Below are 24138 nucleotides of genomic sequence, written 5' to 3'. Positions count from 1 at the left end.
CGGCACTAGTGGCTCGCCCTTAGTGCGTCGGGTGCCAGCTCAGCGTCAGCCCCGTGGCGCCGCCGTAGTAAAGTGGCGTGACGTGCCAGGCCGCAGCGCTGCCCAAGGGCTTGCGGCCCCAGCGGTTGCGGTGGGTGAGGTAGGCCAGGTGGGCAGACAGGATGCCAAAGCCGGCCCCGGCAAACACGTCCGATTCCCAGTGCTTGTCGTTGATAACGCGCAGGGCGCCCACGCTCGTGGCGATGGCATAGGCCCCAATGCCGTACCACTGGCTTTTGTCGCGCAGCTCGGTGTGCACGATGCTGGCGGCCAGAAAGGCCTGCGCCGTATGCCCCGACGGAAACGACAGGTTATCGGACCCGTCGGGCCGGGTAATGTGGGTTAAATTTTTGACGGCAAACACGCTGGCTAGCATAAAGACTTCGCCCTTGAGGATGACTAAGCCCAGGTTCACGCGGTCGTTTTTGCTCTCGACGCCCGCCAGCAATACCCCGCCCAATTCGAGGTAGGGCGCGTACTGCAGGAAGTCGTCGACGTGCGTGTGGCGGCCGGCCCCAAAGGCGTGGTTCACATCGCTTTTGAGGTCATAGCTGGAATAGAAGCCGTGGCCGTTGATGGTGCTGATGCCATAGCCGATGAGCACCGCCGGCACGATGGCCGCCTTAAAGCCTTTGCTTTGCAGAAAGGGTTTTTTGACCGGTGCGGGCACCCCAGTAGGGTTTTCGTACTTGTGGGTAGTGTCGGCCGCCGAAGCCGGTACCTGCGCCAGGGCCGGCGTAGCTACGCCAGCGAGCAATAACCAGACGTTCAGTTGTAAAAAAAGAAAAAACCGCATCAGACAAAGACCAAAGGCAGGGGAACTACTGAACCAGGCGCCCGGCCGGGAAGCAGCATAGTGGCAAACCTACCGGCCGATTCTGGCGAAAATCTGACCCTGACGAAAAAGTGTCAGCATTAAGCTAATCAATAACTTACCTAAATTTTGCGTCAGAACAACTCCTCCAGATTAGCGCCAGAATCAGCCGGTAGGTTTGCCTGAAAGTTGAACCTTACCCCATCTGCTTTTATGAAAACCTTGTTGCTGACGCTAGGGGCGACCCTACTGCTAGTAGGGGCGGCCCAGGCCCAAAAAATGACGGCTGCCCAAGTGCCGGCCGCGGTCAAGGCCACTTTTAAAGCCAAGTTTCCGACGGTTCAACGCATGACTTGGGAGAAGGAAGACGTTAATTTTGAGGCGGGCTTCCAACTGGGCGGTAAGACAATGTCGGCCGTTATTACGCCTGCCGGGGCGTTGCAGGAAACCGAAACTGACTTGCGAGTCAGCGAATTGCCGGCCGCCGTGCGCGCGACCCTGGCCCGCGACTACAAAGCGTATAAAGTCAACGAAGCGGCGACCATCGCCAGGGCCGACGGCACTACGGTGTACGAGGCCGAAGTAGCCAAGGGTGGCAAGCAGCAGGATGTGCTGTTCACTGCCGATGGCAAAGTAGCCCCTCGATAACCTGCTTTTGCTGGCTAACGGGGCCAGAATTTTCACTTGAGATTAGAAGAATGTTAGGCTTGCGCGGGGGATGGCGGCTGGGGCTGTTGGTAGTAGTTGGGGTAAGTAGTTCGGCCACGGCCTGGGCCCAGCAGGCAGCCGTGCGAGGCACGTTGCAGGAAGTGGGCACCAATCAGCCCATTTCGTTCGCCAGCGTGGTGCTGCTGCGCCGGGCCGATTCCACTTTCGTTGGTGGGGCGCAGGCCGATGAGGCGGGTGTTTTTGAGCTAACCCAGCTACCGCTGGGCCAGTACATCTTGCGCGCAACGGCCGTGGGCTACCGTACCGGGCGGCGAGTTATTGCGCTCACGGCCAGCGCCCCGACCCTGGCGTTGGGTACGCTGCACCTGCGCACGGCGGCCACCCAGCTCACCGACGTAGTAGTGACGGCCGAGCGCCCGGTGGTGAGCGGCGGCCTCGATAAGAAGGTGGTGGACGTGACTAAAGACCTGACCGTGACGGGCGGCACGGCCATTGATGTACTCCAAAATGTGCCCTCCGTAACGGTGGACCAGACCGGGGCCATCAGCATTCGGGGCTCAGGCGGCGTCACTATTTTTATTGATGGTAAGCCCACGGGCACGACGCTGGACCAGATTCCAGCCAGCAGCATCCAGAGCGTGGAAGTCATTACCAATCCCTCGGCGCGTTACGATGCCAGCGGCGCGGGCGGCATTCTCAACATCATCCTAAAAAAAGAGCGCCGCGACGGGCTGAACGGCCAGGTGAGCGCCACGGCCGGCACGGGCGATAAGGCCAACGGCTCGCTAAGCCTCAATTACCGCAAGGGCAAGGCCAATTTTTTCGGCTCGTATGACTACCGGCGCGACCGCCGCCGCATCAACGGCACGCTCGACCAGACCACGGCGGCCGGCGGCGTGAGCCTTTTGCTACACCAGGACCGCCAGGGCGTGAATCTCCAAAATTCGCACGCCGCCCGCCTAGGCTTTGACTACGACTTCACGCCTGAGCAGTCGCTCACGCTGGCCGTGCAGCCGCGCTTTAATCCGCTCACAGCCGATGAAACCCTGCGCTCGCGCCAGGTCGACCAAACGGCCGGCGACCAGCCGGTGGTGGCCGGCACCAACAACCGCAGCAACGCTACCACGGGCACTTTCCGCTCGGCTGATGTGACGCTGGACTACCGCCACACGTGGGACAAGTACAAGGGCCGCGAACTGACGGCCAGTGCGGTGTACACACCACTACTGGCCGATAACAACGTCGCCTCCAACATTCTATACCTGAATAATAGCCAGGTCGCGCAGCAGCAGCGTACCCTCAACCACACCACCCAGGGCACGGCCCAGGTTGACTACGTGCACCCGCTGGGCGAGAAAAGCCGCTTTGAGCTGGGCGCCCGCAGCAGCCTGCGGCAGTACGACCTCGACTACCGCTTCAGCAGCGTGCCGGGCCTGGGCTTCGACCCGTCCAACCGCTTTCTGTATAAGCAGTACGTGCAGGCGGCCTACGGCATTTACGCCAGTGCCTGGCAGAAATTCAGCTACCAGCTAGGGCTGCGGGCCGAGAAAACGAACCTGAACGGCAACCAGCTGGCCGGCAGTAGCCCCGCCTTTAGCCAGCACTACTTCGACTTGTTTCCGAGCGCGGCGCTGACCTACGACCTGCCTCGCGACCAGCAGGTGCGCCTGAGCTATACCAAGCGCATCCAGCGGCCCGACGCCAGCGAGTTAAACCCCTTCACCGACCGTTCCGACCAGCTCAACCTGGTAACGGGCAACCCCACCCTGCTGCCCGAATACGTGCACTCGGTGGAGCTGGGCGATGAACTCACTTTTGCTGGGGGGCGCAGCCTGAGCACCACGGCATTTTACCGCCTCGAAACCAACACGGCGCAGGGCTTTCGGCAGGTTATCACTGACCCGCTCACGGGTAACGTAGTTACGAGTACCACCCGCCAGAACCTGGGTCAGGAAACCTCTTACGGCTTGGAATTGGTGGGTGCTACCCCTGTTACTCCTTGGTGGAAAACCAACGTTACAGCCTCCACGTTTCGCCGCCTCATCAAGGGCGGGGTAGCCAGTACGCCCATCAACACGGCCAGTCAGGTGTACACGGCCCGGCTAAACAACACGTTCAATATCAGCAAGAAGCTCGGCGCGCAGCTGGCTCTCAACTACCGCTCGCCCATCAACTCGGCGCAGGGTACGCGCAGCGCTAACTTCAACATTGACTTCGCGGCCAAGTATAACGTGCTCGCCGACCGGGGCACGCTCACGCTGCGCGTAGCTGATGTGTTCAATACACTGCACTACGACTTCACCGCGTATGGCGCTGATTTCTCAACGTTCAGCCACTTCAAGCGCGAATCGCGCATTGCGTTTTTGGGCTTCACTTACCGTTTTGGCCAAAACCAGGACAGCCGCGCCAAGCGCAAGAACGACCAGGAAGAAGGAGGCGGCTTCGAGTAACCGCTCTCAGGGCGAGTAGTACTCCTGATTGTGCACAGAATTGGCGGGTACCTTGCGGGTCAGCTAGCAGACCGATGCAGCTAGTTATCAAGGTCTTGTTGGTTGCTGTTGATGAAAGTGTCGCCTTTTTTTCGCCTACCCCCACCTAGTACCGCGGGTGCGACGGCAGCTGCCAAGCCCGTTCGCTACCCCTACCACGACGATAGCGATTGCCCGGTGGGCCAGGAAGTGCAGCGTAGCGGCCACTGGCAAACCTATGAACCGCGGCAGATAGCAGACACGCGGCCCCGCTGCGCCATCTGCATCGAACTGAACCGGCCGCGCCGCGCCTGAATGCGCGGCTAGTTTTTCGCCTTGTATGACTGCAAATCCCTTCATCACTACCAATTGGCGGGGCCTGGGCTGGCTACTGGCTTTGCTGGCGCTGCTGAGCCGGCCAGCGGCGGCCCAAGTGCCGCCCACCCCTACCCGCGACCTGGCCTACTACCTCGCCCAGGCGCAGCAAAACAGCCCACTGAGCGCCGATGTCAAAAACCAGGGTCGGGCGGTGCAGCTTGAAACGGAGCGCCTGCGCGCCTTTTACACCAAGGCCACGGGTACGCTGGTGGGCAACTATACCGGCGTACCCGTGCTGGCCCGCGACAACGGTCGCACCACGCTGCGCTACTCGGCCGACAACAGCAGCAACTACGTGGGCTACGACGCGGCCCTGAGCAACGGGGCGCTCTACCAGGGCTACGCCCAACTCACGCAGCCGCTCTTCAATCAGAAACGCTTCGAGGCCTACGCCCAGCAGGCGCAGGGATTTGCCCTGAGCCAGCAAAACCTCTCGCAGCTTTCACTGCACGACCTAGAGAAGCTAGTGGGCGACCAATACATCCTCTGCCGGCAGGATTTGGACCAGCTCGCCTACGTGCGGGAACTGCTCGGCATCCTCGGCAAGCAGCGGCTGCTGGTGCAAAAGCTGGTGGCCGCCAGCCTGCTCAAGCAGTCGGACTACGCATTACTTTCCATCGAGGTCGAGACGCAGGAGCTGTTTCTTAACACTTACCGCACGGCCTACCACCGTGATTTGCTTGACCTCAACGTGCTCTGCGGGCTGGGCGACACCACGGAGGTGCAGCTGGCCGCGCCCGACCTGCCGCTGCGCCGCACGGGCCCCGCGCCAGGCCTGTCGGGCTTCACCACCCGCTACCGCCTCGACAGCCTCACGCTGGCCGCCAATCAGCGGGTATTTGAGTTGCGCTATAAGCCCGTGCTCAACGCCTTTGCCAACGGTGGGCTCGAAGCCGTCAATTTTGCCGACATTCCGCAGCGGTTTGGGGTGAGTGCGGGGCTACAGTTCAGCGTCTACCTCTTCGACGGGCGCCAGCGCCAGCTCAGCCGCGACCGCACCAGCGTGCTGCTCGCAACTACCCGTGCCTACCGCCAAAACTTTGCTACCGTGAACCCCGTGCGCCAGCAGCGCCTGCTCTACGAGCTGCGCCAGCTAGACGAGCGCCAGCGTCTGGCCCGCGAGCAGATTGCCAGCTACCGGCAAGTGCTCGACTCTTATAAGCGCGAGGTCATTGCCGGCCAGCTCTCGGTGGTGAGCTACGTGCAAGTGCTCAAGAACTTCTCGGCCGCTACCCGCGACCTGGTGCTGCTGGAAAACAACCGCCTGCTGCTGATTAATGCCTATAACTATTGGACGTGGTAGCCGGCGCGCGGCGATTCCTACTCAACGTATGCTTTTACTATCCCGCTTCTGCTGCCTCGTCCTGGCGGCCTTGTTGCTCGCCGCCTGCCACGGGGCTGCCCCCGACGAAGAGGCGGCCGGCCCGCCGCCCCGCGCTCAAGTGCAGGTCGTGACCGTGCAAACGCAGTCGCTGACGCAGTACCGCACGTTTCCGGCTACCTCGACCTACCCCCGCAAAAGCACCGTGACGGCCCCCGTGGCCGGCTACGTCACCGGCGTGCGGGTGCGCCTCGGCGACCGCGTACGGGCGGGCCAGGTCTTGTTCTCGCTCGAAACCAAGGAGCGCCGGGCCCTAGGCAACGATGCCGAGCGCATCGACCCCTCGCTCAAGGGCTTCGGGCTCGTGTCAGTTACGGCGCCGTCGGCGGGTATTGTGAGCGTGCTCAATATCCAGCAGTCGGGTGATTATCTGCTCGAAGGCACGGCGCTGTGCACGGTAGCCGAAAGTAGCCAGTTGGTGTTTCAGCTCAACCTGCCCTACGAGTACCACGCCCTGGCCCAGGGCAACCCCAGCTGCACCATTGTGCTACCCGACAGCACCCGCCTCGCGGGTACGGTACTGGCCCCGCTGGCCAGCGTCAGCCCCGGCCAATCGGAGGTGTACCTGGTGCGGCCGACCAACCCGCAGGGCGTCATTCCCGAGAACCTCATCGTGCAGGTGCGCCTCACCCAAACCAAGCGGCCCAACGCCCAAACCCTGCCTACCCCCTGCGTGCTGGCCGACGAGACGCTGCACAACTTCTGGGTGATGAAGCTGGTCAACGACTCCACGGCCATCAAAGTACCCGTAACGCTGGGTGTGCAGCAGCCCGACGAAACGGAAATCAAAAGCCCGATTTTTCAGCCAAAAGACCGAATTTTAAGCTCGGGCAATTACGGGTTGGCCGACACCGCTAAAGTAAAAGTGGTCCGATGAGCGAGCCCACCACCCCTACCCCGCCGCCCGTGCCGCCTAGGTGGCGCCAGCCAGCTACGCCCATGCTGGCTAGCCCCGACGAAACCTCTTACTTCCAGACCTACCGCAAGCCGATTTTGCTCATCGGCCTGCTGCTGCTGGCTGTCGGGCTGTTTGCGTATTCGCGGATGCAGACGGCGTTGTTTCCAGAGGTTACGTTTCCCAAAATCACGCTCATCGCCGACGCCGGGCAGCAGCCCATCGACCGAATGATGATAACCGTGACCAAGCCGCTCGAAGCCGCCGTGAAGCGGGTGAAGGGCGTGACGGTGGTGAAAAGCAGCACCAGCCGGGGCTCGTGCGTGATTCAGGTGTTCCTGAACTGGAATGTAGACGTATACAGCACCAAGGCCCAGCTCGAAAGCCGCGTAAACGAGATAAAGGGGCTGCTGCCGGCTGGCGTCACCATTGCCACCGAGGCCATGAACCAGTCGCTGTTTCCAGTGCTGGGCTACTCGCTGGAAAGCAATTCGCGCTCGCCCATTGCCCTGCGCGACGCGGCTAATCTGCTGGCCCGGCCGCTGTTCTCGCAAGTGTCCGGCGCTTCCAACGTAGTGGTGCGCGGCGGCAAGGCTAAAGAGTTCGTCGTCATTCCCGACCCGGCTAAGTTGGCGGGGCAGCGCATTACGTCGGCCCAGCTGCAAGCCGCGTTTGCCACCACCAATTTCGTGCAATCGGCCGGCAATTTGGCCAGCTTTCGGCGGCTCTACCTCACCCTCACCGACACCCGCCTAGGTACCCTCGACGACCTCAAGCAGGTAGTGGTGCGCGCCGACTCGGGCCGCGTGGTGCGCGTGCAGGACGTGGCTACGGTGGACATTCAGGAGCAGCAGGAGTTCGTGCTCATCAATGCCAACGGCCACGCCGCCGTGCTCATCGACCTGGTGAAGCAGCAGGGCGTAGACCTGGCCACTTTCGCCCGCGACGCCCACGCCAAGGCCGCCGAGCTGCGCCGCCTGCTACCCCCCGGCATGACGCTCAAGCCCTACTACGACCAGTCGGTGTTTGTGACGGATAGCATTGACAGCGTGCTGCATAGTATTGTGGAGGGTTTGGCGCTGGCTATCCTGGTGATGATAGTATTCCTGCGCTCGTGGCGGGCCAGCCTGGCGGTGCTGCTCACGATTCCAGTCACGGTCTGCTTCACTTTGCTGGTGCTTTACCTGTTCGGCATTACGCTGGATATCATGTCCCTGGGGGCCATTGCGGCCTCGGTAGGGTTGATTATTGACGATGCCATCGTCATCATCGAGCAGATATACCGACAGCACGAGGAGAACCCCACCCACAGCAACATTCGGGTAGTGCGGGAGGCTATTCGCAGCCTGTTTCCGGCCATGGTGGCGTCGTCGCTGAGCACCATCGTCATCCACTTTCCTTTCCGGCTAATGAGCGGGCTGGCGGGCAGCTTTTTCAAAGAGCTCTCGGATACCATGCAGATTACCATGGTCTGCTCGTTTCTAGTGACCTGGCTTTTGCTGCCGGTGCTGCACCTGCTCATCGGCTACCGGGGCACTAAAAACGCCCCCGACCACCATAACGTGGCCCAGGAGCAGGCCGCCAAGCTCAGTTGGCTCACCGGCTTGTTTGCCCGGCCACTGCTGGCGACGCTGTTGGTAGTTGGCTTGTTGGCCGGGGCCTACCTGGTTTCTGGCAAGCTCGAAACGGGCTTTCTACCCGACCTCGATGAGGGTAGCATCGTACTCGATTACCACATGCCGCCCGGCACCAGCCAGGCCGAAACCGACCGCGTGCTGCGCCAGGTCGAGCGCGATATTATTACGAAGCACCCCGAAATCGAGAGCTACTCGCGGCGCACCGGCATCGGCCTGGCTTTCGATACCCGCCCACCCGAGTACGGCGACTACCTCATTCAGCTCCGGCGCGACCATAAGCTCAGCACGCCCGAGGTCATTGCCCAGCTGCGCCAGCGCATCGAGGCCAGCGAGCCGGCCCTCACCGTGGACTTCGGTCAGCGCATCAGCGACCTGCTTGGTGACTTGATGAGCAGCGCCAAACCCATCGAAATCAAAATCTTCGGCGACGACCAGGCCACCCTCGAAAAGCTTTCCAACCAAACCGGCCAGGTGCTGGAGAAAATAACCGGCGTGGCTGACGTCAACAACGGCCTGATACCCTCCGGTCCCAGCATCGTGTTCCGGCCCGACGTGGCCAAGCTCACGCGCTACGGCCTCACGCCGCTCGACTTTCAGACCCAGCTCGGCAACCTAGTGGGTGGCCAAATCCTGGGTAATGGCACGGCGCAAGCTAGCATCTCGCCAGCGCAGGCGGGCTCGCTCGGCGGCTTGCAGGTGGGGCAGGTACAGGACGGCGAGCAGCTACGTCAGGTGCTGCTGCGTTTCGTCGATTTCAACCACAATAGCTTGACCCAGCTACAAAAGCAGGTCATTTTCCTGCCTAATGGCAGCGTGCGACCGCTCACCTTCTTCGCTACCATCGCCGTGGAGCCCGGCAACGTGGAGCTGCGCCGCGAAGACCTCAAGTCGGTGGCCATCGTCACGGCCCGCCTCGACGGGCTCGACCTGGGCACGGCCGTGCAAAGCATCCGGCAGCAGGTGAACCGGCAGGTGGTGCTGCCGCCCGGCTACACCATTGTGTACGGCGGAGCCTACGCCGACCAGCAAGCCTCATTTCGGGAACTGGAGCTTATTCTGCTAACGGCTAGCTTGTTGGTCTTCGTAGTGCTGCTGTTCCTATTTCGCGAGTGGCTGGTTTCGCTGCTTATTCTCTTCATCTCCGTCATGGGCATTACGGGCTGTTTGCTGGGACTATTTTTTGCCGGTATCCCCCTGAACGTGAGCAGCTACACGGGTATCATCATGATAGTGGGTATCATCGCGGAGAATGCCATCTTCACGGTGCACCAGTTCTACGAATCGCTGCGCGAGACCGGCGACGTGGACACGGCCATTCGCTACGCCATTGCCTTGCGCATCCGGCCTAAGCTAATGACGGCTATTGGGGCCATTTTGGCCCTCTCCCCCTTGGCCCTAGGTATCGGCCTGGGCGCGCAGATGCAGCAGCCGCTAGCGGTGGCCGTGATTGGCGGCTTCGTGGTGGCCCTGCCCATGCTGCTGTTCGTACTGCCCACGGGCATGCGCCTAATTTATCACCACGTGCGGCCCCCCGAAGCGGTGACGACTACCGACCCGACCACAGCTGTCAGTTAGCCACGGGTCCGGGCGGCCTGCCAGAGCTGCTGCGCCAGGCGGCGCACCTCTCCTAGGTAGCGTGAGGACACCAGGTACCAGGTCCCAACCCAGGCCCCGGTTGCCAACCAACCCGCCAGCACGTCGGACGGGTAGTGCGCGGCCAGGTACAGGCGCGCCCACGACACGCCCAGCGCAAACAGCAGCCCTACGCCCCAGGCCACCCAGCGCCAGCGCGTGCGCCAGCACACGATACCCAGCGTACTGGCCAGCGCCACCGTCGCCATGGTATGGCCGCTGGGAAAGCTCGGGTCGGGCAGCTGCTGCACGGCTTCGTGGCATATCTGGTGATAGAAGTCGGGCCGCAGGCGGTCGAAGTGGTACTTGGCCAGCAGGTTAAAAGCCATCGTGCCGCCCACCGCGCCCACCGCAAACACCAGCGCCCCGTAGCGCCGCCGGCGCGCTAGCAGCCCCGCGCCTAGGGCCGCCAGGGCGTACACGGCCAGCCACACCGGGCCACCCAGCGCGCTCAGCTGGTCGGCCAGCGCGCAGCGTCCGTCGCCTTCATGCTGGTGCAGGAAGTTGAGAATAGGCCGGTCGAAGGGAAAGCCATGGTCGGGTTGCAGCCGGTCCTCACGCAACTCGTGGGCTACTTCCACAAACAGCCCCCCCGCCCCGACAATAACCGCCAGCAACAACCAGAGGAGCTGATGGCGACGGGCCAGCCGCCGGAGAGTGGCAAAGAAGAAGCGGATAGACATCCTTGGCTAATGAACAGCAATGGAAGAACTGGACGTATAAATGCGCCTTTTCCAGCGGTACTGGCCACCGCTCAGCTTAGGGCGCTGACGGTCCAGCAAGCTGGCAGTACGCCGGCTAGAATTCAACCCGCAGGGTGTGGCGCACCGGACTGGCAGCATAGTCGTAGCCCACCCGGAAATTATAAAAGGTGCAGATGTGTTGCACGATGCTCAGACCCAAGCCCGGGGATTCGGAAGCGGCATTGTGCTTGCGGAAGCGCTCAAAAAACCGCGTGGGGTCACCTAGGATAGCTGGCCCGGTATTGCTGACTTCGAGCGCCGTCTGACTTAGCGACACAGCAATGTCCCCGTCGGGGTAGTTGTGCTTGATGGCATTTTGCAGCAGGTTGTGCACCAGCGAATCGGCCAGGCCAGGGTGTAGGGGGCGGGCAGTCAGGTTCGGCGCTACGTGCAGCGTCAAGTGCAGATTACGGGCTTCGAGTAACGGCTCCAGCATGGCTACGCGGTCGCGCAGCACCTGGTCGAGGTAAACGGGTACCACCTGGGCGGGAGCAAACTGATGGTTTTCAAGGCGGCTCAGCAGCGTGAGGGCTTGGTGCAGGCGCGAGAGGCGTTGCGAGGCCTGAAGCAGCTCGCCCAGTAAGGTCATCGTCGCCTCATCTTCAGCTAGCGTGGGGGCTTGCAATAGCTGCTCCATCTTGGCCTGCATGATGGCCAGCGGCGTCTGGGTTTCGTGGGCCGCATTTTCGGTAAACTGGCGCAGGCTTTCGTAGTCTGCTACTAGGCGCTCACTCAGCTGATTAAGCGCTTGGTTGAGTTCCGCAAACTCCACGATGACGGGCAAGGGTAAATGCAGCGGCTGGTGGCGGTGCAGGTCGTAGGCCCGCAGCCGCGTCAACGTATGTTGAAAAGGCGCCCACAGGCGCTTGGCCAGCCAACGATTCAGGCCCACTACGCCGAGCAGCAGCAGCGCCAGCGCGCCGAGCATCACGCCCAGCACTACCCGCAGCACATCCTGGCTTTCCACTAGGGACTTGCGTAACGTGAGCCACTCGGCGGCGTGGCTAGGGGTAGCCGGCAGCCGAAACGTCAGCTGTCGGAAGGGCACTAACTCCTGTTCCACCGGGTCGAGCAGCAGGGTATCGCTAAAGCCCGTGAGTCGGGGGCTGGTACTGCGGCTAAGCTGGTAAGCAAAAAGGCTGGCCGGCAGACTTTTGCCGCCCGCCGCCAGGTGTTGTACGTACAGCCGCTCGTTGTGCAGCTGCTCATCAGCCTCGTGCCGCAGGGCCCACTCCAGGCCGAAGTACAGCAGGCCGCTGGCCAGCACAAATAGGCCAGCCGTCAGCAGCAGGTAGTAGCGGGTAGTAGCGGCGAGTAGCTTCATGCGTGACTAGGCCTTTACTCCAGGTTGAGCTTATAGCCTACCCCATAAAGGGTACGGATATAGTTCTCAGCCCCGTGCTCCTGGAGCTTCTTGCGCAGGTTTTTGAGGTGGGTGTAGATGAAGTCGAACGAGTCAGCCGCGTCTACCTGGTCGCCGCATAGGTGCTCGGCAATGGCTTCTTTGGTGAGTACTCGCCCGGGATTAGCTAGCAGATAAAGTAGCAAATCGTACTCCTTACGCGTCAACGTCAGGGCTTCGCCGTGCACCAAGACTTCATTCTGCTCGGGCCAGACCAAGAGGTCCCGAAATGCGATATGATGCTGCCCCTGAAATTGCCGCCGCCGAATGATGGCCCGTACTCGCGCATTCAATTCGGACAGGTGGAAGGGCTTAACCAGATAATCGTCGGCCCCTAAGTCCAGGCCAGTGATGCGGTCTTCGAGCGTGTCGCGGGCGGTGAAGATGAGCACCCCGGCCGGCGAGCCGTCGGCCTTCAGGGACCGTACCAGGTCAAGACCATCACCATCGGGCAGGGTCAAATCTACCAGCACGCAGTCATAGCGGTAGAGCTTGATTTTTTCGTAGGCCTGGGCAAAATTTATGGCTACCTCCACAACATAGCCGTTCTGGGCGAGCGCCGGTACCAGCGTGGTACGTAAGGCCGCTTCGTCTTCGACAAGGAGTAATTTCATGATTGATAGCGTAAAAGCGTTTTGTCCGGTAGCTCAAAAGACGCTTTCAATCCTGAAGTAATCCTGCTAACAAAAGTGAAGTTGTTTAGCCAGTAAAGAGAGCCACTAAAAACTGACAATTTGAAACTTCACAGTGCGTCCGAAAGGCGCGCAGTTCCGACACCCCCTCCCCTACCCCCGCTAGATAGACCGAAAACCCACTTTTTGCTGGGTCAAGAAGTAGTTTCCGAAAGAACTATTTAAGGGCCGTACTTTAGCACCCTTAATTAGTTGTTTTTTGCGCCTTATGTCTGCTCACACTCCGGCGCACCCAGCCCCCGTGCCGGCTTCCGAAGACCTGCTGGAAGTGCTGTTCAACGTCTCCATGACGGGCGTTATCCTCTTCCAGCCCGTGTTTGCGGCCGATGAAGTGGAGATAGTAGACCTGGCCTACGTGCGGCTCAACGCCGCCGCCCAGCAGATGCTGCAGCTGCCGGAGCGGCCCGAGCAGTCGTTTCTGACGCTTTACCCCACTGCCCGGCCCACCGGCGTGTTCGACTTTTACTGCCAGGCGTTCCAGGCGGCCACGGTCAAGCGGCACCAGTTTAATTACCAGCACGACGGGCTCGACGCCTACTTCTACCTCGCGGCGCAGCGCAGCGGGGAGGTGCTGGTCGTCAGCTTCACCGACACCAACGACCAGCCCCGCTCGGCGGTGGAAGAGGCGTTACGTGCGAGCCAGGTCCGCGAGCAGGCCGCCCTGGCCGCCGCCGAAGCCCGGCAAGCGACGCTCTACGCCATGTTTGAGCAAGCGCCCGTGGCCATTAGCCTGCTGCAAGGCCCCACCCACGTTATCGAGTTCGCCAACGCGCGCATGGCGCAGCTCTGGGACCGGTCCCTGGCGCAGGTAGCGGGGCAGGCCCACTTTACGGCCCTGCCCGAGCTGGCCGGCCAGGGGTTTGAGGAACTACTCGGCGCCGTCTGGCGCACGGGCGAGCCCCATTATTTGCAGGAGCAATTGGTTTCCCTGCGCCGGGCCGGGCAGCCGTACCAGGGGTACTTTAACATCACCTATCAGCCGAGCTACGACGGGCAAGGGCAGCGCACGGGCGTGCTGACGTCGGCCATCGACGTTACGGAGCAGGTCCTGGCCCGCCAGCAGGTCGAACAGCTCAACCAGCAGCTCGAAGCGGCCCGCGCCGAGGCCGTGCGCGAGCGGAACCAACTGCAAGCCCTTATCACGCAGGCCCCAGTAGCCATTAGCTTATATGAGGGGGAGGACCTGCGCATTACGACGGTGAACGCCGTTATATCGGCGCTCTGGGGCTACACCCCGGCGCAGGTCCTGGGCCGGCCGCTGCTGGAGGCCGTGCCCGAGCTGCAAGGCCAGGGCTTTGACGACTTGCTGCGGCAGGTGCTGCACACGCAGGTGTCGTATATTGGCACCGAAACCCCCGCCACGCTGCGGCGTGATGGCCAGCTTCACACGACTTATTTCAACTTTGTTTACCAACCGCTTTACGAGGTTGACGGCCAGGTGAGCGGTGTACTCTGCGTAGCCGTGGACGTGACCGAGCAGGTAGTGGCCCGCCAGCAGGTACAGACGCTTAACGAAGAACTGGCCGCCATCAACGAAGAGCTGCGAGCTAGCAACGAGGAATACCAGTCGGCCAACGTGGCTTTGAGCGAGGCGCAGCGGCAGTTGCGACACCTGAACGAAGAGCTAGAGGCGCGCGTGCAGCAGCGCACCCAGGCGCTGCAAGCGCAGCAAGCAGCGCAGCAGCGCCTTTTTGCGCAGGCCCCGATGGCGATTGTGGTGCTGCGCGGCCCACAGTTTATTATCGAGCAGGCCAATGCGAACGCCGAAATTATCTGGGGCGTGGCGGTGGCCGACGTGCTGGGCCGCCCCCACTTCGAGGCCATTCCCAGCTCGGCCGGCCAGGGCTTCGAAGAAATGCTGGCTGGCATCCTGGCCACCGGCGAGGCCGTGGTGCTGCGCGAAGTGCCCATCAAGTTGGCCCGCGCCCACACCGGCTTGCCAGCCTTAGGATACTATAATGTCATCTTTAAGCCTTTGCACGATGAAAACCAGCGCGTGAATGGCGTCGTGGTGATGTGGACGGAAGCCACCGACCAAGTGCTGGCCCGCCAGCAGGTGCAGGGTCTCAACGAGGAGCTAGCGGCCATCAACGAGGAGCTGACGGTCACCAACGAAGAGTTGAACGAAAGCAACACCCGGCTTACGCGTACCAACGTGGACTTGGACACCTTCGTCTACACGGCCTCCCACGACCTTAAGGCCCCGATTACCAACATCGAAAGCATTACCCTAGCCCTGCGCGAAACCCTACCCCCCGCCGTGCAGCAGGACGAGCTGGTGGCCCACCTGCTCGACCTGCTAACCCAGACCACGGCCCGCTTCCAGTTCACCATCGGCCAGCTCACGGATATTTCCCGGTTGCAGCTGGTACATGCCGGCCCGGCTGAGCCGGTGCACCTGGCGGCCGTAGTGGAGGCCGTGCGCCTGGATTTGGCCCCGCTTATCGTGGCCGCCGGGGCGCAGCTCACGGTCGACGTCGCGCCCGAACTGGTCGTGTCCTTCTCGCCGGCCAACTTACGCTCGGCCATCTACAACCTGCTCAGCAACGCGGTGAAGTACCGCGCCCTCGACCGGCCCTGCCAGATACGGGTGCACGCGGCCCGCACTGGGCCGCGGGTAGTGGTACAAGTGCAGGACAACGGCCTAGGCATAAGCGAGGTACAGCAGCGCCAATTATTCGGACTGTTTCAGCGCCTGCACACCCACGTGGAGGGCACGGGCGTGGGCCTCTACATCACCAAGCGCCTGGTGGAGAATGGCGGCGGCACCATCGCCGTCGAAAGCCAGGTAGAGGTGGGTACCACCTTCACCCTCACGTTTCCCGCCTAGGCCGGCGGCCGGTGTGCCCTAGGTCAAACTTCAAGAACGAGTTGGCCGGTAGGCAGCCGGCGCAGGGGGCAACTTAGCCCAGGAACTTTTCTGACTCCCGATGGGCTAGCGGGGCGGGCAGCCCCTATCTTTGGCTAGTCCTACCCAATTAGTTTTTTATCCTACGCGCCACGCACCGGCTGCTCGCTGTCCTCGTTCCTGCAACGCGGTCAGCAGCGATGGTTTATCTGTCGTTCAGGGCTTTCCCCCGGTGTCGCAATGGCTTCTCCCGCCGATTCTTTTTCGGCCGATTTGTCGGCTATTTCTCCAGCTGCCGCCTTGGCTGATGCCCAGCGCCTGCTGGCCCAGCGTCAGACCCTCTACCGCTTCTACGACGACACACCGGCGGCCGTGTGCGTGCTGCGCGGCCCCGCCCACCACTATGAATACCTGAACGCTGCCTACCAGCGGCTGCTGCCGGGCCGCCAGCTGCTGGGCCTACCGGTGACCGAGGCCCTGCCTGAGCTGGTGTCCACGGGCATTCTGGCCCTGCTCGATGGCGTGTACCAGACCGGCACTACCTACCACGGCACCGAGCAGTCCGTGGCGCTGGCGGCCACCGCCGACCAGCCGGCCGAGGAGCGGTTCTTCACCTTTACTTACCAGGCTATCCGCGAGCAGGGGACGGTGGTGGGCATCAGCGCCTTCGCCACCGACGTGACGGAGCAGGTGCGCGCCCGCCGCCAGCAGGAAGCCCAGCGCCGGCAACTGGCCGACTTGTTTGAGCAGGCCCCGGTGGGCATTGCCACCTTTCGCGGCCCGCGCTACGTGATTGAAATGGCCAACCCGGCCGTGTGCGCCCTCTGGGGCCGCACTCCGGCGCAAGCCGTGGGCACGCTGCTCTTCGAGCTGCTGCCCGAGGCGGCCGGCCAGGGCTTCGAGGAATTATTGGATGGCGTGCTAGCCACCGGCGAGCCCTACGTGGCCCACGAGCTGCCTTCCATTATCGACCGCGAGGGCCGGCGCGACACCGTGTACTGGGACTTCGTGTACCACCCGCTGCGCGAAACTGACGGGCGCATCACCGGCATTACGATGGTAGCTACCGAGGTGAGCGCGAGCGTGCTAGCGCGGCGGCAGGTCGAGCAGCTCAATGCCGAGCTGGAAGCCCGCGTGCGAGCGCGCACCCGCGAGCTGGGCGAGCAGCAAGCGCTGCTCAATCAGATTTTGGGCCAGACGCCCGCCTACATTGCCACGCTTAGCGGACCGGAGCTACGCTTTTCGTTCCTCAACCACAACTACCAGCGCCTGCTGGGGGGCCAGCCCGCCCTAGGCCGCCCCCTAGCCGAGGTGCAGCCCGATGCCGTGGCTCAAGGCTTTGGCGAGATGCTCGGGCGCATCGGGGCCGGCGGGCCGCCGGTGGTCAGCCCCACTACCCCGCTTTGGCGCACGCAGTCGGTGGGGCAGCAGCAGCTCGGCTACTACGACCTCACCTACGCCCCACTGCGCAACGCCCAGGGCGAGCCTAGGGGCGTGCTCGCCTTCGGGGTGGAGGTGACCGAGCAGGTACTGGCCCGCCAGGAGCGCGAGGCCCAGCGCCAGTTGCTGCAAAGCGTGTTCGAGCAGTCGCCCACGGCCCTGTTCGTGGTACGGGGCCCTGACTATGTGCTGGAAGTAGTGAACCCGCTGATGGCTCGCATCCTGGGCCACGCGCCAACCGAGCTGCTGGGCCGACCCTACCTGGAAGCCGTGCCTGAGCTGCAAGGGCAGGGCATTGCCGAGCTGCTCGACCAGGTATGGCACACCGGGCAGCCCTACTCCCAGCAGGAGCGGCCCGCCCGCCTGGCCTACCACCAACCCGGCCAGCCCGGCTACTACACCTTCGTGTACCAGCCGCTGCTTGATGAGCAGGACGTGGTGGCGGCCATCGCCTGCGTGGCCGTGGACGTGACCGAGCAAGTCAGTGCCCGCCAGCAGGTGCAGGCACTCAATGAAGAATTGACCGGCGCCAACCAGGCTTTGCAGCAAACCAACCAGCAGCTGCGCCGCACCAACGCCGATCTGGACACCTTTGTCTACACGGCTTCGCACGACCTCAAGTCGCCGATTACTAACCTGGAGGGCTTGCTGGTCGTGCTACGCGACACGCTACCCGTGGAGGTGCAGCAGCAGTCGCTGGTGGCTCCGCTACTAGACCTGCTCGATGGCACCGTGGCCCGCTTCCGCCTCACCATCGAGCAGCTCACCGAGTTGATTCGCTTGCAGCAGACGCCGGCCGGCCCCGCGCAGCTAGTGCCCCTAGGGCCGCTGGTAGCCGCCGTGCTGGCCGACCTGGCGGCCGAGGTGACGGCGGCGCAGGCCCAGGTGCACGTGGCCATTGCCGATGGGCTGGGCCTGCACTTCGCCCCGGCCAATTTGCGCTCCATCGTCTACAACCTGCTTAGCAACGCCCTCAAGTACCACGACCCCGCCCGCCCGGCCCAGGTAACGGTGCGGGCCGAGCGCCAGCCCGCCGCCGTAGTGCTCACGGTGCAGGACAACGGCCTGGGCATGAGCGCCAGCCAGCAGGAACGGCTGTTTCAGGCTTTCCAGCGGCTGCACACCCACGTGGAAGGCACGGGCGTGGGCCTCTACATGATTAAGCGCCTGATTGAGAATGCCGGGGCCCGCATTGCGGTAGCCAGCCAACTCGGCGAGGGCGCCACCTTTACCGTTACGTTTCCTAGTTAATTCCTTGATTTTGAATACTCCTATCCTCAACGGCGTGCTGCTCGTGGACGACGACACCACGACCAATTTTCTTAATAAGCTACTCCTGCTTACCACCATGCGGGTAACCAAGGAGGTGCTCGTAGCCGAAAACGGGGCCGAAGCCCTGCGCATTTTACAAGAGCGCTGCCTGCTTCCCGACGGGCCGGGCTGCCCCGAGCTGATTTTGCTCGATATGAACATGCCCATCATGAACGGGCTGGCGTTTTTGGAGGCCTACTTCACCCTCCCGCCCGAGCGGCGGCAGCACACCGTGGTGGCCATGCTCACTACCTCCCTCAACCCGCTCGACCAGGCCCGCGTGGAGCAGCTGCCCATTACCGGCTTTCTCAACAAGCCCCTCACCAGAGAGAAAGTGACGACGCTGCTGGCCGAGCACTTCGCGGCCAACTAAACAATCGTGGCACTCTCCCGGCGGTAAGCCTAGGGGTCCAACCTGCTGAATACCTCCCCAGTAAAACATCCCTGCTTTATGCCCCTCTCTTCACTAGCGTCGGCCAAGCTGCTGCTGCCTGCCCTGCTGGACCTCTCCGTGAGTGGCGTAGTAGGCTACTTGCCCGTGCTGGATGCCACCGGGCAGCTGGTAGATTTTTCCTTTGCCTACCTCAACCCCGCCGCCCAGCGCCTGCTCGGCTTGCCGGCCCAGCCCACCGTTACGTACCGCCAGCAGTTTACCGAGCCCGAGGCCGGCTTTTCCTTTCACTGCGCGGCGTACCTGGCCGGCGGCGAGCCGCGCCACCTGGCCGCCAACTACCACCAGCCCGGCGCCTACGATGCCTACTTCCGCCTCGCGGCCCAGCGCGTGGGCGAGCTGCTGCTGGTGAGCTTCACCGCCTCGACCGAGCAGGAGCACCACGAGGTCGAGCAGGCCCTGCGCGAGAGCCAGGCCCGCGAGCGCGCCGCGCGGGCCGAAGCCGAGGCGCAATGGCAGCGCTTCTACGAGGTGCTGCAGCAGCTGCCGGCCCAGGTGGCCACCTATACCGGGCCCGACCACGTGTTCACTTTCGTGAATCCACGCTTTGAAAGCTTCGTGCCAGCCGCCGCCGTGCTCGGCCGCCCCGTGCGCGAGGCCTCTGCCGGGGCCGTGGGCGAGGCCCTCTTTGCCCTGTTCGACCGGGTGTATACCACGGGCGAAGTAATCCAGGCCTACGAGGTAGAAGTGCAGCTCGCCCCGCACCAGCCGGGCAACGCTAGTCCGCTGTTCGTCAATACCTCGTACCATCCGCTGCGCGATGCCGAAGGGCATATTTACGGCATCCTGGATTTCTCCTACGACGTCACGGCGCAGGTGCTGGCCCGCCGCCAGGTCGAGCAGCTCAACCAGGAACTGGAAACCCGCGTGCAGCAGCGCACCCAGGCGCTGGCCGGGCAGCGGCAGCAGCTGCGGCAAATCTTAGCGCAAGTGCCCGCCGCCATTGCTACGCTGGAGGGCCCCGAGCACCGCTTTGCCTTTGCCAACGACATTTACCGCACCCTCGTAGGCAATCGGGCCGCCCTAGGGCAACCCACGGCTGAGGCCCAGCCCGAGCTGGTGGCCCAGGGCTTTATCGACCTGCTCGACCGCGTGTACCGCACCGGCAAGCCCTACCTAGGCCGCGAGATTCCGGTGCAGCTGCACGACGCGGCCACCCAGCAGGCGCAGACGCTCTACGTCGATTTCAGCTACCACCCCCTGCGCAACGAGCAGGGCGAGATTACGGGCATCCTGACCTTTGCCGTGGACGAGACGGAAAAGGTGCTGGCCCGCCGCCAGGCCGACACCCTGCAAACTGCTATGCTGGCCGTGGCCCAGCGCCAGGTGCAGGAGCGGCAGAACGTGTACCAGCTCTTCGAGCAAATGCCGGCGGCCATCGTGCTGCTGCGCGAGCCCGACCACCGCATCGACTACTTCAACCCCGCCTTTGCCGAGCTGTTTCCGCCCGAGGAGTGGGCCGGGCCTATCCAGGGCCACTCCATTGCTGAAGTGTACCCGCGGGTGAAGCTGGCTGGCCTGGTGGACCTGCTGGATGGCGTGTACCGCACCGGCGAAATGCAGGTGGTACCTGAAATGCCTCTGGCCAACTTACAGCCGGGCAGCCCGCGCTTTATAACCCTTGCCTACCAGCCCTACCGCGAGCAGGGGCGCGTAGCCGGCGTAGCCACCTTCGTGTACGACGTGACCGAGCAAGTGCAAGCCCGCCAGCAGGCCGAAGCCATGCAAGCCGCCCTGCTGACGGCCGCCCAGCGCCGAGCCCAAGAGCGCGAGGACCTATTCCAAACCTTCGAGCAAGCACCGGCCGCCATCATGCTGCTGCGCGAGCCGGAGCACCGCATTGAGTACGTCAACCCGGCCTACCAGCAGTTTTTTCCGGGGCAAGAATTACGGGGCCACCGCTTGGCTGAGGTGCACCCATTGGCCGAGGCCAGCGGGGCGCTGGCGCGCCTTGACTGGGTGTACCAGTCGGGCGAAACCTTCGTAGGCCAGGAAGAGCCCGTGCTGCTAAATCTGGAGGCCGGGCAACCGCCCCAGACCCGTTATTTCAACTTCACGTACCAGCCCTACCGCGAAAACAACCAAACGGTGGGCGTGTCGGTGTTTGCTACCGACGCCACCGCGCAGACCCTGGCCCGCCAACAGCGCGAAGCCCAGCAGGGCGAGCTACGCCGCATCTTCGAGCAGGCCCCCGTGGCCATTGCCATCCTGCGCGGCCCTAGCCTGGTAGTCGAGCTGGCCAATCAGGCAGTAGGCTTGATTTGGGGCCGTAATGCGGCACAGACCCTGGGGCGACCCTACTTCGAAGCGGTGCCCGACACGGCGGGGCAGGGCTTTGAGGAAATCCTGGCGGGCGTGCTGCGCACCGGCGAGCCATTTTTTGTCCGCGAAGCCCCCATTATGCTCGACCGGGCTCACCTGGACCTGCCCCCGCAGGCCTACGTCAACTTCGGCTTCCATCCGCTCTACGACGAGCACGGCACCACCTGGGGGCTGATTGCCGTGGGCACCGAGGTCACCGAGCAGGTGCTCGCCCGCCAGCAAGTGCAGGAGCTGAACCAGGAGCTAGCGGCCCTCAACCACACGCTGCAGCTGACCAACGAAGAACTGCACCAAAGCAACGTCCACCTGACGCGCACCAACGTGGACCTGGATACCTTCGTGTACACGGCCTCGCACGACCTCAAAGCGCCCATCACCAACATTGAGGGCTTGCTTATGGCCCTGCATGATGTTTTACCTGCCCAGGTGCAAAGCGAGGAAATAACCGCCCAACTGCTGCAGCTGCTGCAAGGGGCCATCGAGCGGTTCAAGCTCACCATTGACCAACTCACCGATATTTCGCGCCTGCAGCAGGCCCAAAACCTGCCGGCCGAGCAAGTGCCCCTCGGGCCGGTAGTAGCCGACGTACGCCTAGACCTACTGCCGCAACTAACGGCCGCCGACGCGCAGCTCACGGTGGACATTGCTCCCGACACTCAGGTATTATTCGCCCCCAAAAACCTACGCTCGGTGGTGTACAACCTGCTCAGCAATGCCGTCAAATACCGCGCTCCCGACCGAGTGCCCATCATTGCCCTGCGCGCTACCCGCGAGCTGGGGGCCGTGGTGCTGACGGTGCGGGATAACGGGCTGGGACTGAGCGCGGCCCAACAGCGACAGCTCTTCGGCCTGTTTCAGCGGCTGCACACCCACGTAGAAGGTTCGGGGGTGGGCCTCTATATGGTCAAGCGCATAGTCGAAAACGCCGGGGGCACCATCACGGTGCAGAGCCAGGAAGGGGGCGGGACAACCTTCACCGTCACTTTTCGTGAGTAAAGACAAGCCCACCCAATGACTACATTTACCGCAGGGCTGTTAGCCTGTTAAACTTGCAGGATATGGCGACGGCTTCACTTACTTGAAGAAGCAAATAGTGCCCCTATAGTATACCTGCAAACAAACAGGCCTCATAAGTGCTTGACTTACAAGGCCTGTTTAAGTAACTGAATAGTTTGTTGGTGATTTCTCCAAGAAATGCCTGAATAACGGGGTCTGAAGGGAAGGTTCTAAGAGTCCCAGAAACGCTGTTTTTTGGCGCCTCATTAGCTACCATTTTGGGAGTGCTAGTAATAGTAGCAGCTTCGAGAGTTTAGGCAGTTTGCGTGAGGCTGAACTATCGCCGCGACCCTGCACTTGTAGCAGGTGGTTGGCACGAGATATAAACGTTTGATTACCAACGGCAATTAGTCCAATAAAGGCCCCATAATCAACGTACTACTTCTGTAAACATGAGAAAGCCCAACCGATTGGTTGGGCTTTCTCATGTTTGACGAGTTGCTTTAGCTTCTATATCTTGAATAAGTAGCATTCGGACTAATGCTGCTAAACTCAAGCCTTTGCTTTCAGCATGGGTTTTCGCTTTTTCAAGCAAATCGGCTGGTAAGCGCATGTTTAGCGCCGCATCTTTAGCAGGCTTGGCTTTCATTCGTGGTCCTATTGTGTAGTACAAAGGTAGTCTTATGCAATGCAATGCGATACAAATGACAATATTTGGCTTTTTTTGTAATGCATTTGTGTAGTACATTTGTAGCGCTTCAGTTAGAAGCTCCATCTGTAAGTAAGCCAAAGAGGCCATCTCCAGCAAGAGATGGCCTCCGATATAGCACCTGTTAAGAGCAGGCACTACGGGTGGGTCTTTTGTCAACCCTAATCCAAAAATACATGGCGAACCATGTAACTGGGACGAGTGTGCTCTTTAGCGTACCCCAACCCTCCCTGGGCGAGCTGCGTCAGCACGTCCTAATGCCCCTCATCGGCCACCCCCTTTTCAGCGAAGCGGAACAACTGCGGGCCAACCATTTCGTGCATGAAAGCAACGATATCGCCCATCTAACTCGTTGGGGCGCAAACGTCCTAGCCGAAATCGCCCGTCGTCAAGCCGAAGCCGCCCGCCAGCGCCGCGACCTCGCCACGGGTACCACGTTGCGTGAGTTGCGTTCCGGCAGCTTCCGTGGCCACCGCTCCCGCCTGTGCCAGCCCACTCCAACCTGGGTACCCGGTGCTTTCTTCCCCGACAGGTCCGACCGCTGGGCCGGCACGTTCGACCGCCGGGCTGTCGCCAGCTTTCAAATGGCCGACGCGCTAACAGTTGCCGACCTACTTAGCCAGCGAGCACGATGAGCTACCGTCGCGACCTCCAGCTGCTACGCCGCGCCCAGAAGCAGGCCAAGCGCCAACTACGCCAACTCGCCCAGCTGGAGCTCACCGGACTGACTGCTGTCACGCTCCACGCGCATACCCGGCAGGTGACCATTATGCTCGCCTCCGCCACGGGGGCCCCCTTTACAGACACACTCCGGGAGGTTCTGCGCGAGCGCCGCCAAGCCCTGCGAGCCGAAGCCCAGCAACTCCTGCTTACCTGGTTGGCAGATGAGCGGCTGCGCGAGCGCCCTGCCCCGGCCGCTGGCGCGGTACTGCCATAACGGCTCCCTTACTTCAGCGAATACTGCTCCGCGGCTGGCTCCCCAGTGGCTGGCCCCCGTCTGTCCTTTTACTACTTCCTATTTATGCTTTCCCCCACTGCCTCCCCCCTGCCCTACCGGCAGGCGACGGCTGCGCAACGCGCCCAGGTGCTGCACTACCTGCAAGCGCGCTTAGTCCACCACTTTCCGACCCTGCCGGAACGCGCCCGGGCCCCTGTCCTGGCCCGCGCCCTGGATGAATTTCGCCCCGACCTCTGGTTCACGGGCGACCAAGTGGCGCTGGCCCCGCTGGAGCTGTGGCAATTTGTCCACCACGTGGCCGCCAGTGCGGAGCTACCCGCACTAGACCCGCCCATCCATGACCAGTCCACCCG

Annotated in this window: 18 protein-coding genes; 13 read left to right on the top strand and 5 right to left on the bottom strand. The window is 62.4% G+C overall.

Annotation, left to right across the window (positions count from 1 at the left end; genetic code table 11):
• Positions 1-19: 19 nt before the first annotated feature.
• Positions 20-835 carry a phosphatase PAP2 family protein gene (locus JAO77_RS22205; RefSeq protein ID WP_198992735.1) on the bottom strand — a complete coding sequence of 272 codons (816 nt, stop codon included), beginning with the start codon at positions 833-835 and terminating at the stop codon, positions 20-22.
• A 231-nt stretch (positions 836-1066) separates the two neighbouring features.
• Between JAO77_RS22205 and JAO77_RS22200 the strand changes: the two genes are divergently transcribed.
• From JAO77_RS22200 to JAO77_RS22175, 6 genes are all read left to right on the top strand, one after another.
• Positions 1067-1501 carry a PepSY-like domain-containing protein gene (locus JAO77_RS22200; protein ID WP_198992734.1) on the top strand — a complete coding sequence of 145 codons (435 nt, stop codon included), beginning with the start codon at positions 1067-1069 and terminating at the stop codon, positions 1499-1501.
• A gap of 50 nt (positions 1502-1551) precedes the next feature.
• The gene (locus JAO77_RS22195) at positions 1552-3972 is read left to right on the top strand and encodes a TonB-dependent receptor (RefSeq protein ID WP_198992733.1); all 2421 of its coding nucleotides are present in this window, start codon (positions 1552-1554) and stop codon (positions 3970-3972) included.
• Positions 3973-4089: 117 nt separating this feature from the next.
• A complete protein-coding gene (locus JAO77_RS22190; protein WP_198992732.1) occupies positions 4090-4305 on the top strand; it encodes a hypothetical protein in 216 nt (71 codons plus the stop codon).
• Between the two features lie 25 nt (positions 4306-4330).
• Positions 4331-5671 (top strand): TolC family protein, encoded by a 1341-nt coding sequence (locus JAO77_RS22185; RefSeq protein WP_198992731.1) that lies wholly within the window; start codon positions 4331-4333, stop codon positions 5669-5671.
• A gap of 28 nt (positions 5672-5699) precedes the next feature.
• The gene (locus tag JAO77_RS22180) at positions 5700-6626 is read left to right on the top strand and encodes an efflux RND transporter periplasmic adaptor subunit (RefSeq protein WP_198992730.1); all 927 of its coding nucleotides are present in this window, start codon (positions 5700-5702) and stop codon (positions 6624-6626) included.
• A complete protein-coding gene (locus JAO77_RS22175) occupies positions 6623-9856 on the top strand; it encodes an efflux RND transporter permease subunit (protein WP_235998567.1) in 3234 nt (1077 codons plus the stop codon). The genes JAO77_RS22180 and JAO77_RS22175 overlap by 4 nt, the downstream gene beginning before the upstream one ends.
• On the opposite strand, the gene JAO77_RS22170 is transcribed toward JAO77_RS22175, so the two are convergent.
• The 3 genes from JAO77_RS22170 to JAO77_RS22160 all read right to left on the bottom strand — a co-directional run bounded on the left by JAO77_RS22170 (position 9853) and on the right by JAO77_RS22160 (position 12672).
• Positions 9853-10596 carry a phosphatase PAP2 family protein gene (locus JAO77_RS22170; protein WP_198992729.1) on the bottom strand — a complete coding sequence of 248 codons (744 nt, stop codon included), beginning with the start codon at positions 10594-10596 and terminating at the stop codon, positions 9853-9855. The genes JAO77_RS22175 and JAO77_RS22170 overlap by 4 nt on opposite strands.
• A 115-nt stretch (positions 10597-10711) precedes the next feature.
• The gene (locus tag JAO77_RS22165; protein WP_198992728.1) at positions 10712-11980 is read right to left on the bottom strand and encodes a sensor histidine kinase; all 1269 of its coding nucleotides are present in this window, start codon (positions 11978-11980) and stop codon (positions 10712-10714) included.
• A gap of 14 nt (positions 11981-11994) precedes the next feature.
• Entirely contained in the window at positions 11995-12672 is a 678-nt protein-coding gene (locus JAO77_RS22160; protein WP_198992727.1) for a response regulator transcription factor, read from the bottom strand.
• 286 nt (positions 12673-12958) lie between these two features.
• Here JAO77_RS22160 and JAO77_RS22155 point away from each other — a divergent pair, with 286 nt between their 5' ends.
• The 4 genes from JAO77_RS22155 to JAO77_RS22140 all read left to right on the top strand — a co-directional run bounded on the left by JAO77_RS22155 (position 12959) and on the right by JAO77_RS22140 (position 22118).
• Entirely contained in the window at positions 12959-15580 is a 2622-nt protein-coding gene (locus JAO77_RS22155) for a PAS domain-containing protein (RefSeq protein WP_198992726.1), read from the top strand.
• 258 nt (positions 15581-15838) lie between these two features.
• Positions 15839-18289: a PAS domain-containing sensor histidine kinase gene (locus JAO77_RS22150; RefSeq protein WP_198992725.1), complete on the top strand. Its 2451-nt coding sequence runs from the start codon at positions 15839-15841 to the stop codon at positions 18287-18289.
• Positions 18290-18299: 10 nt separating this feature from the next.
• The gene (locus tag JAO77_RS22145; RefSeq protein WP_213019464.1) at positions 18300-18722 is read left to right on the top strand and encodes a response regulator; all 423 of its coding nucleotides are present in this window, start codon (positions 18300-18302) and stop codon (positions 18720-18722) included.
• Between the two features lie 78 nt (positions 18723-18800).
• Positions 18801-22118, top strand: coding sequence for a PAS domain-containing sensor histidine kinase (locus JAO77_RS22140; RefSeq protein ID WP_198992724.1), 3318 nt, complete (start codon positions 18801-18803; stop codon positions 22116-22118).
• Positions 22119-22602: 484 nt separating this feature from the next.
• Here JAO77_RS22140 and JAO77_RS22135 read toward each other — a convergent pair whose 3' ends face one another.
• Positions 22603-22893, bottom strand: coding sequence for a hypothetical protein (locus JAO77_RS22135; protein WP_198992723.1), 291 nt, complete (start codon positions 22891-22893; stop codon positions 22603-22605).
• Positions 22894-23030: 137 nt separating this feature from the next.
• Between JAO77_RS22135 and JAO77_RS22130 the strand changes: the two genes are divergently transcribed.
• From JAO77_RS22130 to JAO77_RS22120, 3 genes are all read left to right on the top strand, one after another.
• A complete protein-coding gene (locus JAO77_RS22130; protein WP_198992722.1) occupies positions 23031-23462 on the top strand; it encodes a hypothetical protein in 432 nt (143 codons plus the stop codon).
• A complete protein-coding gene (locus JAO77_RS22125) occupies positions 23459-23764 on the top strand; it encodes a hypothetical protein (RefSeq protein WP_198992721.1) in 306 nt (101 codons plus the stop codon). The genes JAO77_RS22130 and JAO77_RS22125 overlap by 4 nt, the downstream gene beginning before the upstream one ends.
• Before the next feature lie 84 nt (positions 23765-23848).
• Positions 23849-24138, top strand: a 290-nt coding sequence (locus JAO77_RS22120; RefSeq protein WP_198992720.1) for a hypothetical protein, incomplete at its 3' end; no start/stop codon positions are given.

Origin of the sequence: Hymenobacter sp. BT559 (genome assembly GCF_016427535.1) — a bacterium.
In the GTDB taxonomy this organism is placed as follows: domain Bacteria; phylum Bacteroidota; class Bacteroidia; order Cytophagales; family Hymenobacteraceae; genus Hymenobacter.
Note: the sequence above shows the minus strand (reverse complement) of the source record. Positions and strands in the feature narration are given on the sequence as shown.